The following is a 362-nucleotide window of genomic DNA, read 5'->3' as shown; positions in this document are numbered from 1 at the left end:
AGAAAATGGTGGCTCCATAGAAAACATTATCAACACAGGAACTATAGAATCAAATTATTCTGGCATAATGGTAACTTATGGTAAATTTGGAACACTTACCATAAGAGATGGAGGTGTAATTCATGGCAAATACATAGGAATAGGAGTGGGTCAATGGCAAACTCTAGGGGATTTATACATAGATGGAGCAAGCTCAAAAAAAGATGGCACAGTAAGTGGAGTTTATGGCGATAGTTATGGAATTTCCTTAGATGTTCACTCACGAACTCAAAAAATAGAACTTAAAAATGGTGGTGTTATTAAAGGTAATATTAGTGGTATAAGATTAGATAGTGGAGCTTCTTTAAGTGGAGAAATGATTT

The 362-nt window shown here is 34.5% G+C and carries 1 pseudogene; it reads left to right on the top strand.

What is annotated here, in order from left to right:
• Positions 1 to 362, top strand: a pseudogene (locus ELQ11_RS09725) (hypothetical protein); the annotation flags it as partial.

This window comes from Campylobacter sp. US50a (assembly GCF_004379015.1).
Classification (GTDB): domain Bacteria; phylum Campylobacterota; class Campylobacteria; order Campylobacterales; family Campylobacteraceae; genus Campylobacter_D; species Campylobacter_D jejuni.
This window is presented reverse-complemented; position numbering and strand designations above follow the sequence as displayed.